The organism is Fulvivirga sediminis (assembly GCF_016757215.1).
Taxonomy (GTDB): Bacteria; Bacteroidota; Bacteroidia; order Cytophagales; family Cyclobacteriaceae; genus Fulvivirga; species Fulvivirga sediminis.
In genome coordinates this window covers 1-16739 of the sequence record NZ_JAESIY010000004.1, presented here as the reverse complement: position 1 = coordinate 16739, position 16739 = coordinate 1, and the positions used below count along the sequence as shown (strand labels likewise).

General features: G+C 36.9%; 15 protein-coding genes and 1 tRNA gene. 11 read left to right on the top strand and 5 right to left on the bottom strand.

The genetic code is table 11. The features are described 5' to 3' along the window. Nucleotides 1-35 precede the first annotated feature (35 nt). The 5 genes from JL102_RS07855 (at nucleotide 36) to JL102_RS07835 (ending at nucleotide 5782) form a co-directional block, all read left to right on the top strand. Nucleotides 36-989: an ion channel gene (locus JL102_RS07855; protein WP_202243800.1), complete on the top strand. Its 954-nt coding sequence runs from the start codon at nucleotides 36-38 to the stop codon at nucleotides 987-989. A 170-nt stretch (nucleotides 990-1159) separates the two neighbouring features. Continuing rightward, nucleotides 1160-1882 carry a carboxypeptidase-like regulatory domain-containing protein gene (locus JL102_RS07850; protein ID WP_202243799.1) on the top strand — a complete coding sequence of 241 codons (723 nt, stop codon included), beginning with the start codon at nucleotides 1160-1162 and terminating at the stop codon, nucleotides 1880-1882. A gap of 207 nt (nucleotides 1883-2089) precedes the next feature. Beyond that, nucleotides 2090-2389 carry a hypothetical protein gene (locus tag JL102_RS07845; RefSeq protein ID WP_202243798.1) on the top strand — a complete coding sequence of 100 codons (300 nt, stop codon included), beginning with the start codon at nucleotides 2090-2092 and terminating at the stop codon, nucleotides 2387-2389. Between the two features lie 2 nt (nucleotides 2390-2391). Then, nucleotides 2392-4278, top strand: a complete 1887-nt coding sequence (locus JL102_RS07840; protein ID WP_202243796.1) for a TonB-dependent receptor domain-containing protein — start codon at nucleotides 2392-2394, stop codon at nucleotides 4276-4278. A 22-nt stretch (nucleotides 4279-4300) separates the two neighbouring features. Further along, on the top strand, nucleotides 4301-5782 hold the full coding sequence (locus tag JL102_RS07835; protein WP_202243795.1) for a hypothetical protein: 1482 nt from the start codon (nucleotides 4301-4303) through the stop codon (nucleotides 5780-5782). Nucleotides 5783-5840: 58 nt separating this feature from the next. Here the strand turns inward: JL102_RS07835 and rfaD are convergent, their stop codons facing one another. After that, nucleotides 5841-6803 carry an ADP-glyceromanno-heptose 6-epimerase gene (gene rfaD / locus JL102_RS07830; RefSeq protein WP_202243793.1) on the bottom strand — a complete coding sequence of 321 codons (963 nt, stop codon included), beginning with the start codon at nucleotides 6801-6803 and terminating at the stop codon, nucleotides 5841-5843. Nucleotides 6804-6895: 92 nt separating this feature from the next. On the opposite strand from rfaD, the gene JL102_RS07825 reads away from it, so the two are divergent. Together JL102_RS07825 and lpxB are read left to right on the top strand one after the other, a co-directional pair. Further along, nucleotides 6896-7312 (top strand): 6-pyruvoyl trahydropterin synthase family protein, encoded by a 417-nt coding sequence (locus JL102_RS07825; RefSeq protein ID WP_202243792.1) that lies wholly within the window; start codon nucleotides 6896-6898, stop codon nucleotides 7310-7312. A 7-nt stretch (nucleotides 7313-7319) separates the two neighbouring features. Further along, entirely contained in the window at nucleotides 7320-8429 is a 1110-nt protein-coding gene (gene lpxB / locus JL102_RS07820; protein ID WP_202243790.1) for a lipid-A-disaccharide synthase, read from the top strand. Between the two features lie 16 nt (nucleotides 8430-8445). Here the strand turns inward: lpxB and clpX are convergent, their stop codons facing one another. The 4 genes from clpX to JL102_RS07800 all read right to left on the bottom strand — a co-directional run bounded on the left by clpX (nucleotide 8446) and on the right by JL102_RS07800 (nucleotide 12004). Continuing rightward, on the bottom strand, nucleotides 8446-9681 hold the full coding sequence (gene clpX / locus JL102_RS07815) for an ATP-dependent Clp protease ATP-binding subunit ClpX (RefSeq protein WP_202243788.1): 1236 nt from the start codon (nucleotides 9679-9681) through the stop codon (nucleotides 8446-8448). Nucleotides 9682-9687: 6 nt separating this feature from the next. Then, entirely contained in the window at nucleotides 9688-10359 is a 672-nt protein-coding gene (locus tag JL102_RS07810; RefSeq protein ID WP_262896851.1) for a ClpP family protease, read from the bottom strand. Nucleotides 10360-10490: 131 nt separating this feature from the next. Beyond that, entirely contained in the window at nucleotides 10491-11828 is a 1338-nt protein-coding gene (gene tig, locus JL102_RS07805; protein WP_202243786.1) for a trigger factor, read from the bottom strand. A 94-nt stretch (nucleotides 11829-11922) separates the two neighbouring features. Next, nucleotides 11923-12004, bottom strand: a tRNA-Leu gene (locus JL102_RS07800). 99 nt (nucleotides 12005-12103) lie between these two features. Between JL102_RS07800 and JL102_RS07795 the strand changes: the two genes are divergently transcribed. From JL102_RS07795 to JL102_RS07780, 4 genes are read left to right on the top strand one after another with little or no spacing between them, the layout of a single operon-like run. Continuing rightward, nucleotides 12104-14314, top strand: coding sequence for a RelA/SpoT family protein (locus tag JL102_RS07795; RefSeq protein WP_202243784.1), 2211 nt, complete (start codon nucleotides 12104-12106; stop codon nucleotides 14312-14314). A gap of 58 nt (nucleotides 14315-14372) precedes the next feature. Next, nucleotides 14373-14846 (top strand): Fur family transcriptional regulator, encoded by a 474-nt coding sequence (locus JL102_RS07790; RefSeq protein ID WP_202243783.1) that lies wholly within the window; start codon nucleotides 14373-14375, stop codon nucleotides 14844-14846. Between the two features lie 17 nt (nucleotides 14847-14863). Then, a complete protein-coding gene (locus JL102_RS07785; RefSeq protein ID WP_202243782.1) occupies nucleotides 14864-15208 on the top strand; it encodes an STAS domain-containing protein in 345 nt (114 codons plus the stop codon). Between the two features lie 15 nt (nucleotides 15209-15223). Continuing rightward, the gene (locus tag JL102_RS07780; RefSeq protein WP_202243780.1) at nucleotides 15224-16507 is read left to right on the top strand and encodes an adenylosuccinate synthase; all 1284 of its coding nucleotides are present in this window, start codon (nucleotides 15224-15226) and stop codon (nucleotides 16505-16507) included. Nucleotides 16508-16739: the final 232 nt, after the last annotated feature.

Genomic DNA, 16739 nt, shown 5'->3' with positions numbered 1-16739 from the left:
TTTTAGAGCACTGTTAGATTGGTTAATTACTTGAAATGTCTGAAATAAAATTAGATTCATCGAGAACTGAAGATCCTGGTACAGGAACGCAGTATACTATAAATTCAAAAAGGCTGATCAATAGAGACGGCTCTTTTAATGTTATAAAGTCTGGACTAGGATATAGTACGCGCAATATATATCAGTCTTTAATTAAAATGTCTTGGACTCGTTTTTTTCTGATTATATTCTCTTTTCTGTTTGGAGTCAACGTGTTATTTGCTGCATTATATACGCTAATTGGAATCGATCAGTTAGGTGGTATTACTTCAGTTCAATCTTTTAATAACCTTCTAGAGGCGTTTTACTTCAGTTTGCAAACTTTTACCACAGTCGGTTACGGTGTTTTACATCCTGTAGGGCATTTGGCTAATATAGTAGCAGGTGCTGAGGCCATTTTGGGATGGATGTGTTTTGCGCTGATTACAGGTATTCTCTATGGTAGATTTAGCAAGCCTAGTGCAAGACTTATGTATAGTGATAAAGTGTTAATATCTCCATATAAGAATGGGTATAAAAGCCTTCAATTTAGAATCGCTAATATGAGAAACAGTAATCTATTAGAGATGGAGGCTACTGTTCTACTTGTCTTGGTAGAGAAAAATGAAAATAATACTGGGGTGGCAAGGCGCTCATTCATAGATCTCAAATTAGAGCGGAGTTCAGTTATGTTTTTCCCTCTTAATTGGACTATTGTACATATTATTAATGAAGACAGCCCATTTTATGGAAAAACACAAGAAGATTTCAATAGCATGGATACGGAGATAGTAACCATTATTAAGGGGTACGATGATACTTTTAGTCAAACCGTACATTCTCGCTATTCTTACAAGTGTGAGGATATTGTTTGGGGAGGTAAGTTTAAGTCGACATATAAAACGGTTAAGTCTGGAGATATTATTCTACATTTTGATAAGATGAGTGATTATGATAGGGTCGAATTTTAGCCTGTTATTTTTAATATTTAATTTTTTGATTTAAAAAAGGTTTGTTTATAACTTATTAGTTTTATTGGCAACGATTTCGGTAATATTTGATGTATTCATATAATTGAGGTTGTGTAATTTTTTTATATTGTTTGTTCGATTAATATTTAACTATTAACTAAACAAACAACATGAAAAAATTTTTATTATTGAGCCTTACTATGCTCATGCTTCTTGGAGCAAAGCTCCAGGCTCAAAACCGAACAGTTACTGGTAAGGTAACTTCCCAAGAAGATGGCAGTGCACTTCCCGGTGTCAATGTAGTTTTAAAAGGAACTACTTCTGGTTCTGTAACTGATATCGATGGTAGTTATTCCGTCGATGTTCCTCCGAGTGGTGGAGTTTTGGTGTTTTCATTCATCGGGCTAGAAACTCAAGAAGTTGAGATAGGCTCACGGTCTACTGTAAACCTAGAGATGTCTGATGATGTAAAGCAACTGAACGAAGTGATAATTTTCGGTGTAGCAGGAGCTACTCCAAAGGAAAAATTAACCGTTTCCGTAACAAAGGTAGGGGAAGAGAGGTTGAATGCCGTTACAGGTATGTCTTTAGCGACTTCACTTACAGGTAAAGTTGCAGGAGTGAGAATTAGCACGCCTAGTGGGTCTCCTGGTGAGAATTCTAACATACAGCTGAGGGCTGATAACAACCTTAATGGAGTTAATTCAGATCCGCTCATTATTATTGATGGCCAAATAATGGTGGGTAATCTGGTGGATATTAACGCAGATGATGTTGAGTCTATGGAAATTATAAAGGGAGCCTCAGCTTCGGCTTTATATGGATCCAGAGCAGGTAATGGAATCGCCATTACTACGAAACGGGGCTCAAGATTGAAAAACGGACAAGTATGAGTCACTGTTAGGAATGAGCTTGGTATACAGCAAATAGCTAATGAGTTATACCTCGCCACACATCACCCTTACGCACTAGCAGATGATTATCAGAATTATATAGGTCAGTATACTAAATATGATGGAGTTACTTACCCTGATGGGTATAGAGATGGCGGCTGGCATCCTGATATAGCAGGTAACAGGGTAATCGATGAGGATCATTATATGGATAATGATTATGGAGTATTACGAGACCAGCAAGATTTATTTTTCCAAACTGGTATCAACTATACCAACTATGTATCAGTAGCTTCTGGCAGTGATAAAAGTAGTTTGTTCGCTTCTTTTGAAAACAACTCTCAAGAAGGTATTATCATGAATACTGATGGTTATGATAGACAAAACTTTAGGGTTAATTATGATTTGGAAGTCAAGCCATGGTTGAGGCTTTCAACATCTAATTTATTTATTAATACAGAGACTAAAATTATCCTGGCAGTGGCGGAGGAGTATTTTTTAATATAGCCTTGGCTGAGCCTGATGCTAACCTGGAAGCTCCTAACCCTGATGGACAACCATATTATCTTAGAATGAACCATTTTAATGGAGAAACCGTCAATCCACTGTATACACTTTATCAGGCCGAGAGAGAGGATAAGTCTCGCAGGTGGATGGGAAATTATGCTGCGCACATAGACTTCACAAATTGGTTAACCTTAGACTTGTCTCAATCTATTGAAATACAAAATTCGAGATATAGTTTAAATAATCCTGCTAATACTTGGACTACCAGTGGGGGCACTGATGAAACCTTTGGCATGTCTTATACCGGCGGCTCATTGACGAAGAATTCAAGAGAAAAAATAACCAAAAACACTCAAGCAACGCTGAATTTCAATCATAAATTTGGTGACTTATTAATAAAGGGTAAACTATCTTATTTATTCGAAGACCGAAATAATGAAATGTTTGAAATGTATGCTAGTGACTATAGCTTCAAAGGAACTCCTGATTTTGATAATTTCGTCACTATCAACGATGGCAAGTCAGAAGATTTTACCGAACGAGCCCAGAATTACTTTGCTATTTTAGGATTTGACTGGAAGGATAAGATCTTACTAGATGGTATGTTTCGTTATGATGGATCTTCTTTATTTGGACCAGATGCTAGATGGAACCCTTATTACAGAATCTCTGGTGCTTATCGTATTAGTCAGGATTTCGACATACCAGGTATTAATGAGTTAAAGGTGAGAGCTGCATATGGTACTGCAGGAATGAGGCCTGGCTACAGTTTTCAGTATGAAATTTATAAAATTGATAATGGAGGCTTTACTCAGGATCAATTGGGAAATAAAGGTTTAAAACCTTCGATAACTAAAGAAAGGGAATTAGGGTTAAATGTTACTTTTTTGGATAAGTTTAGTTTTGAAGCTATTTATGCTAAATCAGTTACTGAAGACCAATTTCTTAATGTACCATTATTTGCACCAGTGAATGAGGGATTTAAATCTCAATATCAGAACGCAGGTACAGTAGAGTCAAATACTATTGAAATGTCGCTAGGAGCTAACTGGTTAGCTAATAGATCCGGTTTCTCTTGGAATACGAACATTGTATTTTCAAGAGTTAGACAAAAAATAACCGAATTGCCTATAGCTCCTTATGTATTTGGAGAAACGGACGGAGGTGCTCCAAAAATATTTTACGTTAGAGAGGGTGAAACCTATGGCTCAATGTATGGTCATACATGGCTGAGGTCATTAGAAGAGATGGCGCAGCAGTTGCCGGAAGGAGCTTCTATTAGTGATTATGAAATCAATTCTGATGGATACGTAATTCCTGCCGGAACGCAAGGAACACCTGAAGAGTTGGCTATAAAAAAATTAGATGAACTGGGTAACCCACTATATACCAAAATAGGAGACGGAGTACCAGATTTCAATATGGGTATAGCCAATACTTTGAGCTATAAGGGGTTTACACTTTACTTTTTGTTTGACATAAAACATGGAGGTGATGTTTACAACGGAAAAGGACAATGGGTGACCAGAGACTTACGGAATGAAGTGATGGATATGAGCGGGGTACCCGAAGGACAAAAGAAAGCATACGATTATTATGTGAATTTTTACGATACGAATATAGCTAACTCATACTGGGTGGAAGACGCCAGTTTCGTGAAATTGAGAGAGTTGTCTTTAGGATACAGAATTCCTACTGCAGCCTTAGCATCCTTTGCTAAAGGAACATTTAAGGGGGCTAATATCAAGTTTGTAGGCAGAAACCTTTTGACTTTTACTGATTATTCAGGATATGATCCAGAAGTGGGATCTATACGTCAGCCTTATGATGGTACATACAAGTACCCCAATTTTAGAAATATGGCAGTTTCTTTAACTCTAGAATTTTAAGTTCACCTAAATCATTGAAATAATGAAATTATTGTTAAAATATATATTGATATTGTTAATTGTAGTGGTGTCAGCCTGTGATACTTCTCTAGAAATTGATAACCCTAATGATCCTGATAGGGAACGTCTATTTGCTGATTCTGATGATGTGGAAGGCTTGGCAGGTAGCTTGTATCAAAATATTTACCAAGGAGCACATGATTATGATGGAATAGAATTGATGCTGGCAACGTCATCAGATAATGTATCTTGCTCTTGGGGAAATGCTGGAATGAGAGATATGTCTTGGGAGCCACGAAATCAGGCTTGGGTAAATACCCCATCATATGGTTTTGCAGCTAATACAAAGTATTTATTTGATAAAATGTATAGTTCGATAAATACATCAGCTAATATAATAAATGCGGTGGATATGGATCTCGATATGGGTGAGAGAGAGGCTAGAATTAAAGCCTGGTGTAAATTCATTCAAGGGGTTGCTTACGGGAATTTAGCTTTAGTATTTGATCGGGCTTTTTTAGTTGATGAGACTCAAACAGTTGATCCTGAGTTGAAGTCAGCCGTTGATTATGATGAAATAATGAAGGCAGCCATTGGTTATTTAGAAGAAGCTCTTAGATATGCCAAAGAAAATGAACTTAGTATTCCGAATAACTGGTTGGGGCAGGAATCTGAAGTGAGCAATGAAAGATTTATTCAGATAATTAATACACATGCCGCTAGATTTCTCGCATATATGCCGCGTAACTCCAGTCAGTTAGCAGCAGTAGATTGGAATGCTGTGAAAAAGTATGCAGATAATGGAATTACTGATGATTTTGAGGTAGTTAATGATAATGGTGTTAGTTGGTACGCGGAAGGAGCAGACTACCTCACAGCTAACGGCTGGGGGGTAACGGATATGTATGTGGTAAATTTAATGGATCCTACACAGCCGCAACACTGGGATGATAACCCTGCCTTTGCTCATCCTCCTAAATCAACCAGCCCTGCAGATCATAGGTTAGAAACAGACTTTTCTTATTTGGCTTCAAATTGGTTTCAGGCCGCTAGAGGTTACTATCATTATTCTAACTACAGAATGAGCCGCTATGATGAGTTTTATGTAAATGCAACGGGTCCTAAGTCAGAAATAATGTTGTCAGAGAATGATATGCTTCGAGCAGAGGCTATTGTATACTCAGGCGGAAGCCTATCCGAAGCTGCTGATATTATTAATGCAGGAACTCGAATAACTAGAGGTGAAATGGAAGAGGTGGGGCCAGATATAGATGAAATTATTCAGGCTATACATCATGAAAGACATGTGGAAATGATGCTTACAGGAATGGGACTTCAATTCTTTGAAATGAGAAAATTAGATCTTTTGCAGAAAGGAACCCCTTTACATTTACCTCTTCCTGCGGAGACTCTTCAAACCTTACAGGAGCCTCAGCCTTATTATACTTTTGGTACAGTAGCAAAGGCTGATGGTACTAATACCTCAAATGGAGGTTGGAGGTAGTAGAATACGTGTATATAAAATCTAAAAAGAGGCCTTTAGGCCTCTTTTTAGATTTTTCTTAAAGAGATAATTTACTCAAATGTCCTTGCACATATTTATTGACGCCATCTTCTAGCTCGTGGAATTTTTTAGAATAGCCAATAGATCTTAATTTTTCCATGTTCGCCTCTGTAAAGTACTGATATTTGTCTCTTATGTCTTCAGGGGTGTCAATAAAGCTTATATTTTCTTCTTTACCCATGGCAGCAAATACAGCTTTTGTTAAGTCCAAGAATGTTCTGGCCTTACCACTGCCTAAGTTATAAATGCCTGAGTTAGTTCTATGATGCATGAGCCAATAGCACACATCCACCACATCTTTTACATATACAAAATCTCTTTGCTGTTCGCCGTCTTTAAACTCAGGATTATGAGAGCGAAATAGCTTCATCTCTCCGGTTTTGTTAATTTGGTTATAGGCATGCCAGATTACAGAGGCCATTCTCCCCTTATGGTATTCATTAGGACCATAAACATTAAAAAACTTAAGTCCAGCCCAAAAGAAAGGCTTCTCTTTTTGAGCCAGCGCCCAAACGTCAAAATCCTGCTTAGATTGGCCGTAAGGATTTAATGGTTTTAATTCGCTGATGTGGTTTTCGTCATCATCATAGCCATGTTCACCCAATCCATAAGTCGCCGCAGAAGATGCATATACCATCGGAATTTGATATTTAACACTTCTTTTCCATACCTCTTTAGTGTAGTTAGTATTAAGCCTTTCCAAAAGCTCAATATCAAAAAGGGTGGTGTCAGTTTTAGCTCCGATGTGATAGATAAACTCAACTTCTTCATAGTTCACGTCTAACCATTCCATGAGGTTATCTCTGTCTACCTTCTCTTTTATTTTTAAACCTTCTAGGTTTTTATTTTTTATCTCGTTATCGAATTTATCTACAGCTATTATATAGTTGTAATTTTCTTCGTTAAGCTTATGTATTAGTTGGCTTCCTATAAACCCTGCTGCACCTGTGACGATAATCATGTCTTTTTGTGACAAAGTAACCCAATCACACACTTATTGTAAAGCAGTCAGTCCAAAATCTTACGTATATTTGCAACTTGAATATTAAGACTATGGTTTTTTTAAGTAGGAAAGAGCATTTTAACGCAGCACATAAGTTATATAATCCTAACTGGTCTGAGGAAAAGAATGTAGAAGTTTTTGGGCCTTGTGCAAATGCTAACTGGCATGGACACAATTTTGAGTTAATAGTTACGGTAAAAGGAGAGCCAGATCCTGAAACCGGTTTTGTGGTAGACCTCAAAAAATTAAGTAGGTTGATCAGAGATGAGGTCATTGAAAAGGTCGACCATAAAAACTTAAATATAGATGTCGATTTTATGCATGGTAAAATGGCAAGTACTGAAAATCTGGTGATAGAATTTTGGAAAATTTTAGAAGAGAAATTGCCCAACATAACAGATAACGGAAAGCTTCATAGCCTTAAACTCTATGAAACACCAAGGAATTACGTAGAATATTATGGTTAAGTAGTTGATGAAATATTATATAATAGCGGGAGAGCGGTCTGGAGATTTACACGCAGGGAATTTGATAAAGAGTGTAAAAGAGCGAGATAGCGATGCGCAGTTTCGGGGGTTTGGAGGAGATTACATGTCTGAAGCTGGTGCTGAAATATTGGTACACTACAAAGACCTTGCTTTCATGGGTTTTTTGGAGGTACTCCTTAACATCAGAAAAATCAACGGTTATTTAAAGCAGTGCAAGGCTGAAATCAGTAACTATAATCCTGATGCTATTATTTTAGTAGACTATGCAGGTTTTAATCTTAAAATAGCGGATTTCGCTAAAAAAGAAGGTATTCCTGTTTTTTATTATATATCACCTAAAGTCTGGGCATGGAATCAAGGACGCGCTAAAAAGATAAAGAAGCGAGTGGATCATATGCTTACCATAATGCCTTTTGAAAAGGATTTTTATAAGAAGTATGATTGGGAGGTTGATTACGTAGGTAATCCTGTGCTTGATGCAGTGAATGGCTATGAGTTAGATCCTTCTATAATGGGAGATCTACAAGATTATGTTGCTGTATTGCCAGGTAGTCGAAAACAGGAGTTACAGGGAGTATTGCCTACATTGAATGAATTAGTAAAGCTTTTTCCTCAAAGGCAATTTGCTATAGCTGCTGTTAACAATTTGCCAGATGAACTCTATGCAGAAATCAATAGTAATGATAATGTTACCCTAATAGAAGGTCACACCTATGAACTACTGGCAGGAGCAAAGGCAGCGATAGTTACTTCCGGAACAGCTACATTAGAAACAGCCATGTGGGAAGTTCCCCAGATGGTAATATATAAGACCAGTACAATTTCTTATGCTATAGCCAAAAGCTTAATCAAGGTTCCATATATTTCTTTAGTTAACTTAATAGCAGATAAGTTAGTAGTTAAAGAGTTGATCCAAAAGGATTTGAACGTGAATGAGCTTCAAAAAGAGTTAACTCTTTTGCTCGAGGATGACAATTATAGAATGGAAGTGATGAAGAGTTATAAGGATATTAAAAAAGAGCTGGATATAGGAAGAGCTTCTGATAATGCCGCTGATATAATCGTAAGAGAAGTAAAAAAAAGAGAGCAGTTATAAACTGCTCTCTTTTTTATTAAGCTACTTTTAGCTTACTGTATTTTGATTTGCTGAATTGCTCCTCAGCATAAGATCTGTCTATTTTGAGCTTTTTAGCTTTGTCATCTGATGGCATTTCAAACATTGCATCATTAATGATTGCTTCACAAATCGATCTGAGACCTCTGGCTCCAAGTTTATATTCTACAGCTTTTTCTACTATAAAATCTAAAGCTTCATCCTCAAACTCAACCTTGATATCTTCCATTTCAAAAAGCTTCTGATATTGTTTAATCAAAGCATTTTTAGGTTCCGTTAGAATCTGACGCAATGCATCTCCATCTAATGGATTAAGGAAGGTGAGTACAGGCATTCTTCCAATAAGCTCAGGTATAAGTCCAAAGCTCTTAAGATCTTGCGCTGTAATATATCTTAAGAGGTTGTCATTCTCTACATCAAGTGGTTTAAGAGCGTCACCAGAAGAAGCAAAGCCCATAGGGCGTGTATTGATCCTCTTGGCAATATTTCTTGAAATACCATCAAAAGCTCCACCACAAATGAAAAGGATATTTTCAGTGTTTACAGAGATCATTTTTTGATCAGGATGCTTACGCCCACCTTGTGGTGGTACGTTTACGGTAGTCCCTTCTAATAGCTTTAAAAGTGCCTGTTGCACACCTTCACCACTTACATCTCTGGTAATCGATGGGTTATCAGACTTTCTGGCTATTTTATCAAGTTCATCTATATAAACTATGCCTCTTTCAGCAGCCTCTGTGTCATAATCAGCCGCTTGTAATAGTCTGGTTAAAATGCTTTCTACATCTTCACCTACATATCCGGCTTCTGTTAACACTGTAGCATCTGCTATACAAAAAGGAACCTGAAGTATCCTCGCTAAGGTACGAGCCAAGTAAGTTTTTCCGGTTCCGGTTTCGCCTACCATTACGATATTAGACTTTTCTATAGTCACATCATCGTCAGCTTTTTGTTGCATTAACCTTTTATAATGGTTATATACAGCTACTGAGATTACTTTTTTAGCCTCATCTTGCCCTATTACAAACTCATCCAGGTAGCTCTTCATCTCTTTAGGCTTAACCAAGTTGAAATTAGGCGTGCCGTCAGATCCGGTATTGGCTTTTTTCTCCTCCGAAAGAATTTGATTTGCCTGAGTTATGCATTTGTCACAAATGTGAGCGTGAATGCCTGATATCATCAAATCAACATCTTTCTTATTCCTCCCACAAAATGAGCAAGTTACTTCTGCCATAATTTTTTATTTCTTTCTTTCTAATATTTCATCAATAAGACCGTATTCCTTGGCCTCTTTTGCCCTCATCCAGTAATCTCTGTCAGAGTCGTGTTCGATCTTATCATATTTTTGGCCTGTATGATCTGCCAAAATTTGGTAAAGATCTTTTCTTAATTCCTGCATTTGCTTTAAGGTAATCTCCATATCGCGAGATTGTCCTTGCATACCACCACTAGGCTGGTGAATCATTATTCTTGAGTGAGGTAATGCAGCTCTTTTCCCTTTTTTTCCTGATGACATTAATACAGCAGCCATTGAAGCAGCCATACCTGTACAAATAGTTGCCACATCAGGGTTTACATATTGCATGGTGTCATAAATACCTAAACCTGCGTAAACAGATCCACCAGGACTATTAATATACATAATAATATCCTTTTTAGGATCGCTAGACTCTAGGAATAGCAACTGGGCCGTAATGATATTCGCTATTTGATCATCCACACCCATACCCAAAAATATAATTCTGTCAGAAATTAAACGGGTAAATACATCGATAGCTCTGAAGTTCCCAGGACGCTCTTCAATTACATATTGAGTCATGTTCTCAACAGTGCTCGCGTAGTCGTCAAAAGTATGACCGCTAATGCCCTGGTGCTTTACCGCGTATTTCCTAAATTCTTCTTTGTTTATCATCGTTTCTTTAATTCTTAAGTTTGCATAATCCGTTATACTCAATTATAACAAGATTTTATTAAACATATCTACTATTACAAAAAAAAGCCCTAGATAGGGCTTTTATAATTACGTTTTATGTAGCGGGTTGTTTATTTTTCAACAATTTTTTTAAATCCTTCCACATCTACTTTCTTCTCTGTTATGGTCACTTTTTCCTTAATGAAATTAAGAATCTTCTCATCTCTTACCTCTGTGAAAACTTTCATATAGTTTTGTCCATTTTCAGCTTTCAGGTAGTTATCGGCAAAAGCATCCATATGATCTTTTAATTGCTCAGCAGCACCAGCTCCTCCAAGTTGCTGAAGAATCATAGATTTTGCTTTGTCTACTACTTCTTCGTTTTCAACTTTTATTTCGTTGTCTTCAGCAATTTTATTTTTAATCAAATCCCATTTTAGAGATTTAACATATTCATCAAATTCTTTGTCAAGATCTGCTTGGGTAATGTTTTCGTTGGTTCTTAGTAACCAATTTTTAAGAAATTCCTCGGGAATCTCCATTTTTGTTTTACCTACAAAATGATCTTTGATGGTTTGGTCAAGGAAAAAATCAGTTTCTCTTTTGTAGTTAGCTTCTACTGTTTCCTTTACCTTATTTACAAACTCCTCTTCGCTGCTTACAGCATCTTTGCCAAAAACTTTGTCAAATAACTCTTGGTTTAGCTCAGCAGGTTCAGTTCGGTTGATGTTTTTTACTGTAAGTGTGAATTTGCCTTTAAGATCATGGGCTTCATCATGTCCTATGTTTAGTAGGTGCATTACCGCATGAGGATCTTTAACTACTTTTTCAATGTCAAACTCTACAGTGTCATCTTGCTTGAGACCTGTGAATTTTTTTTGATCCTTTTTAGTGATGTTATCCCAGTCTAACTCTAGTAGGGCCTCGTTAGAGATTTCTCCATCCACTTGTTCAAATAAGCCGTAAAGTGCATCGCCTTCTTCACTGGCTTCAGGATTAACACTATTGCCAAATTGTTTTTTAACGTTGTCAAGTGTTTGTTCCAGAGTCTTTTTATCTAACTCTATAGTATAAGAAGCGATTTTTTCTTTTTCAGAAAGATTGTATTTGAAGTCATCAACCATTCCAATGTTATAGTCGAATTCAAATTCTTTTTGAGTTTCCCAATCAATCTGAGCTGCTTTTTCTTCGTCAGGAAGAGGCTCGCCTATAAGTTGAATGTTTTGTTCTTTAATATATTCAGATAGTGATTTTGAAAGTATATTATTAATTTCTTCTACCACTATTGATTTACCGTACATTTTCTTGATAAGCCCTGGAGGAACCTTACCTGGCCTGAAACCCTTAATACTAGCTTTCTTAGCGTAATCCTTTACTTTTTCTTCTACATTGGGTTGGTAATCACTCTCCTTTAATGTAACTTTAATTGCGGCTTCTGTGGGGGTTTTTTTGTCTAATGTGATATCCAAAGCTGTAATCTTTAACAGTGATAAATGTGATAAATAAAAACCCTCAATCTCGATCTCGTATTGCTATGAGTTCTGGACTGAGGGTAATTAATAGTGCGGATGGAGGGACTCGAACCCCCATGCCCGGAGGCGCTAGATCCTAAGTCTAGTGCGTCTACCAATTTCGCCACATCCGCTTGATGTAAATGGAGTGCAAATGTATAGATTATATTTTACATTGCAACCTTTTGGTGAAAAAATTTTGAAAAAAAAATAATGAACTATAAAATTGCCTTATGATAGCGATTGATGTAGAGGAAGAAAATAAGGAAATAATAAGGAAATACAGACAGCTCTTAAGAAGAGCTAAACCTATTTTAAAGGAAGGGGATTCTAAAATTATTAGAAAGGCCTTTAAGACATCTATGGATGCTCATCAGGGGATGAGAAGAAAATCCGGAGAGCCATACATTTTTCATCCGCTGGCTGTGGCCAAAATTTGCGTGGATGAAATTGGTCTGGGTACTACGTCAATAGTAGCGGCACTGTTACATGATGTGGTGGAGGATACAGAATGGACAACCGAAGATATAGAACGTGATTTTGGTAAAAAGATAGCCCGTATTATAGATGGCCTTACCAAGATTTCAGGGGTATTTGAGCATGGCAGTTCTCAGCAGGCAGAAAATTTCAGAAAAATGCTGCTTACACTGTCCGATGATGTCAGGGTGATTTTGGTGAAGCTGGCTGATAGGTTGCATAACATGCGTACTTTGGATAGTATGCCAGTTAATAAACAATACAAAATAGCATCGGAGACAATATTTTTATACGCGCCTTTAGCTCACCGATTAGGGTTGTACTCTATAAAATCTGAAATGGAGGATTTATACCTAAGGTATACAGAGAATGAAACCTATTCTGGTATTATAAGGAAAATAGCTTCGACCAAGGAAGTAAGGAACCGTTTTATCAAGAGTTTTATTAGGCCGCTGCAAAAAGAGCTTAATGATCATAACCTTGATTATATCATCAAAGGCAGGCCTAAGTCAGTCTATTCTATTTGGAATAAGATGAAAAAGCAGAACATTCCTTTCGATCAGGTGTATGATCTGTTTGCCATCAGGATAATAATAGACACCACTCCTGAAAATGAAAAGGCAGCCTGTTGGTTAGTATATTCAATCGTTACGGATTATTACAAACCAAACCCAGATAGGCTACGAGATTGGATTAGCACCCCTAAGGCTAACGGTTATGAATCTTTACATACTACTGTGATGGCTCGAAACGGCCAATGGGTAGAAGTGCAGATTCGCACCAAGAGAATGGATGAAATTGCGGAGAAAGGTTATGCTGCACACTGGAAGTATAAAGACAATAGTCATGGGGCTTCGGGCTTAGATCAGTGGATTAACAAAGTGAGAGATATGCTGGAACAGAATGACTCCAGCGCTCTTGAGTTTGTAGATAACTTCAGAGGGAACCTCTTTAACGAAGAGGTTTTTATATTTACACCTAAGGGAGATTTGAAAACATTGCCGCATGGAGCTACTGCACTAGACTTTGCTTTTGATATTCACACAGAAATAGGAGCCCGCTGTATCGGAGCCAAGGTGAACCAAAAATTGGTACCTATAAACTATGAGCTAAAAAATGGAGATCAAGTAGAAATACTCACCTCTAGTAAACAAAAGCCAAATGAAGGTTGGCTTAGGTTTGTCGTCACTTCAAAAGCTAAAACTAAGATCAAAGATGAGTTAAAGGAAGATAAGAAGTTTATCGCTGAGGAAGGAAAGGAAATTACCTTAAGAAAACTTAAACATCTCAAAATTGAGGCTTCCAGAGAAACCTTTGATCGTCTCAGGGCTTATTTTAATGCTAACACTCAGTTTGAATTATTCTTTAAGGTAGGAACGGGTGAGATTGATTTTAAAGACTTGAAGCGCTTTAAGGATTTCAAGCCCTCCAATACTATAAAATCACATAGCAATAATAAGGTCTCTGATGCAAAGTCCTTCGAGAAGGAAATAGTAAAAGTAAAAGAAAGTGATGTTCTCCTCATAGGGGAGGATATGGATGTTATAGATTACAAATTGGCGAAATGTTGTAATCCTATTCCAGGTGACAATGTGTTTGGTTTTGTTACCGTAAATGAAGGAATTAAAATTCATAGAACTACTTGCCCTAATGCACCTGAGTTATTAGCAAATCATGGCCATCGTGTGGTGAAAGCTAAATGGACATCTCAGCATGCTTCTTCCTTCCTGGCAGGATTGAAAATTATAGGTACGGATAGAGTAGGTTTAATAAATGATGTCTCCTCTATTATTTCAGATGAACTAAAAGTAAACATGAGGTCTATGTCTATTGATACAGACTCGGGTATTTTTTCAGGTGATATAATGCTCTATGTAATAGATACTGTACATTTGGATCTACTAATTCACAAATTAGAAAAAGTTGAAGGAGTAGTGAAAGTTTCGAGATTTGATTATAATGATTAAGCAGGTTCTTTCATTCCTAAAAGAAATCCTATATTTGTATCCTTGAGAAGGAGATCTAATGGCACTTAACGAGAAAGTTTACGCGGAAGTAAAAAAAATATTCACAGCATATCTGGAGAATAAAGGGCTGAGAAAAACCCCTGAAAGATATGCTATCCTGGAAGAGATTTATTCTCGTGATGGACACTTTGATGTAGAATCACTCTATATAAGTATGAAAAACAAAAACTATAGAGTGAGTAGGGCTACCGTATATAATACACTTGACTTACTGGTTGAGTGTGATTTGGTTAGTAAGCATCAGTTTGGAAGAAATTTGGCTCAGTACGAAAAATCCTATGGTTATAAGCAACATGATCATTTGATTTGTACAGAATGCCATAAAGTGGTTGAGTTTTGTGATCCACGAATACACAATATTCAAACCATGGTAGGAGACCTTCTAAATTTTGAGATCCTTCACCATTCTTTAAATCTTTATGGAATCTGTGGAGATTGCCAGGCCAAATTGAAGAATGAACAGTCATCTTAATTAACCCCTGTAGTTTTATGAATGTAAGTCATGAGTTAAAAGATCAGGTCTTTATCCTGAAATTGGAAGGTGATTTGATTGGTGAAGATAATGGCATTGGCATTATGGAAATTATTAATGATCATATTCAAAATGGCGTTCGCCTGTGTATGATTGATATATCCGAGCTGAGGTACATTAACAGTAGTGGCATTGGCGTTCTCATCACCATACTTACCAAATTTAGAAACAAAGGAGGAGAGGTATGTTTGTTAAAGCCTTCTGAGAGTGTGAAGAAACTTCTGATCATTACAAAACTGAACGCTATCTTTAGTATCGTTGATAGCCAGGAGGAAGCATTTGAAAATTTAAAAAGCGCATAATTATAATATATACCAATGAAAATGGATGTGTTACTAGGGCTCCAGTGGGGAGATGAAGGTAAAGGAAAAATAGTTGACTTTTTAGCTACGCAATATAATTTGGTGGCTCGTTTCCAAGGAGGCCCTAATGCTGGTCATACCTTGGAGTTTGATGGAATTAAGCACGTTTTGCATCAAATCCCATCCGGAATCTTTAGAAAGGACATAGAAAACATCATAGGAAACGGTGTAGTTCTAGATCCATTGATTTTTAAAAAGGAAGTAGAAGCACTGGGTAAGTTTAACTTAGATGTGTATACTAATTTATTCATTTCTAAGAAAACACAGCTAATATTACCTACGCATAGGCTTCTAGATGCGGCTTACGAAGAGGCTAAAGGTAAATCAAAGATAGGATCAACCCTAAAGGGAATAGGACCTACTTATCAAGATAAAATAGCTAGGATGGGACTTAGAGTAGGAGATGTTTTGTCTCCTAATTTTAAGGATAAGTATCATAAACTAGTGGCTACACATATTGAAATACTTAAACAGTATAATGCTGTGCCTGATATGGATCCATTAGATAAGGAGTTCTTTGCCGCTATTGATTTCCTTAAGAAGTTTCAGTTGATAGAAAGTGAATATAAGATTAACGAAGTCCTTAACAGTGGCTCTAAAGTGCTTGCTGAAGGAGCTCAAGGATCATTGCTAGATATAGACTTCGGAAGTTATCCTTTTGTAACAAGTTCAAATACTACTACTCCAGGTGCTTGTAGTGGTTTGGGGGTAGCTCCTAATAGAATAGGGGAGGTCTTCGGAATTTTTAAGGCTTATTGTACTCGAGTTGGTAGTGGACCTTTCCCTACCGAATTGTTTGATGATGATGGTAAGAACATGCAAGCAGAGGGTAATGAGTTTGGAGCCACCACGGGTAGACCAAGAAGATGCGGATGGTTAGATTTACCGGCCTTAAAGTATGCGATTATGATTAATGGGGTTACCCAGTTGTTTATGATGAAGGCGGACGTGCTAAGTATCTTTGATAAGATAAAAGTATGTACTCATTACAAAAGAGAGGATGGTACTGTTAATGATATATTCCCTTTTGAGATTGTGGACGAAAAAGTAACGCCTATATACAAAGAAATGGAAGGATGGGGGACGTCGTTGAGGGATATAAATGAATACGACGCGCTACCAGACTCCTTAAAAGATTATATTAGCTTTATAGAGACAGAATTAAATACGCCTATTAATATTATTTCTGTTGGTCCAGATCGAACTTCTACCATACTTAGAAACGGGGTAACAGCATAAAATGAAAATGGTTTCTGAAAATTTAAATTATTTTTTCAGAAACCATTTGTTTTATTAAAAAAGTTCCTAAATTCGCACTCCCAAAACGGATAAGCCGCAGGGAAAAATCAGCCATAAGGTTGATTTAAGATATTGAAATACTGCAGATCAGCACTAAAAAATGCTGAAAAAAAACGACAAAAAGTAGTTTATTAAAAGCAAAGAGTTGTTATCTTTGCAACCCATTAGAAAG

What these genes read in the sequence shown, in the direction of transcription:
- JL102_RS07855 (WP_202243800.1), top strand. Translation starts at nt 36, where the DNA reads ATGTCTGAAATAAAATTAGATTCATCGAGAACTGAAGATCCTGGTACA.
- JL102_RS07850 (WP_202243799.1), top strand. Translation starts at nt 1,160, where the DNA reads ATGAAAAAATTTTTATTATTGAGCCTTACTATGCTCATGCTTCTTGGA.
- JL102_RS07845 (WP_202243798.1), top strand. Translation starts at nt 2,090, where the DNA reads ATGGATAATGATTATGGAGTATTACGAGACCAGCAAGATTTATTTTTC.
- JL102_RS07835 (WP_202243795.1), top strand. Translation starts at nt 4,301, where the DNA reads ATGAAATTATTGTTAAAATATATATTGATATTGTTAATTGTAGTGGTG.
- rfaD (WP_202243793.1), bottom strand. Translation starts at nt 6,803, where the DNA reads ATGATTATCGTCACAGGTGCAGCAGGGTTTATAGGAAGCCAACTAATA.
- JL102_RS07825 (WP_202243792.1), top strand. Translation starts at nt 6,896, where the DNA reads ATGGTTTTTTTAAGTAGGAAAGAGCATTTTAACGCAGCACATAAGTTA.
- lpxB (WP_202243790.1), top strand. Translation starts at nt 7,320, where the DNA reads ATGAAATATTATATAATAGCGGGAGAGCGGTCTGGAGATTTACACGCA.
- clpX (WP_202243788.1), bottom strand. Translation starts at nt 9,681, where the DNA reads ATGGCAGAAGTAACTTGCTCATTTTGTGGGAGGAATAAGAAAGATGTT.
- JL102_RS07810 (WP_262896851.1), bottom strand. Translation starts at nt 10,359, where the DNA reads ATGATAAACAAAGAAGAATTTAGGAAATACGCGGTAAAGCACCAGGGC.
- JL102_RS07795 (WP_202243784.1), top strand. Translation starts at nt 12,104, where the DNA reads ATGATAGCGATTGATGTAGAGGAAGAAAATAAGGAAATAATAAGGAAA.
- JL102_RS07790 (WP_202243783.1), top strand. Translation starts at nt 14,373, where the DNA reads ATGGCACTTAACGAGAAAGTTTACGCGGAAGTAAAAAAAATATTCACA.
- JL102_RS07785 (WP_202243782.1), top strand. Translation starts at nt 14,864, where the DNA reads ATGAATGTAAGTCATGAGTTAAAAGATCAGGTCTTTATCCTGAAATTG.
- JL102_RS07780 (WP_202243780.1), top strand. Translation starts at nt 15,224, where the DNA reads ATGAAAATGGATGTGTTACTAGGGCTCCAGTGGGGAGATGAAGGTAAA.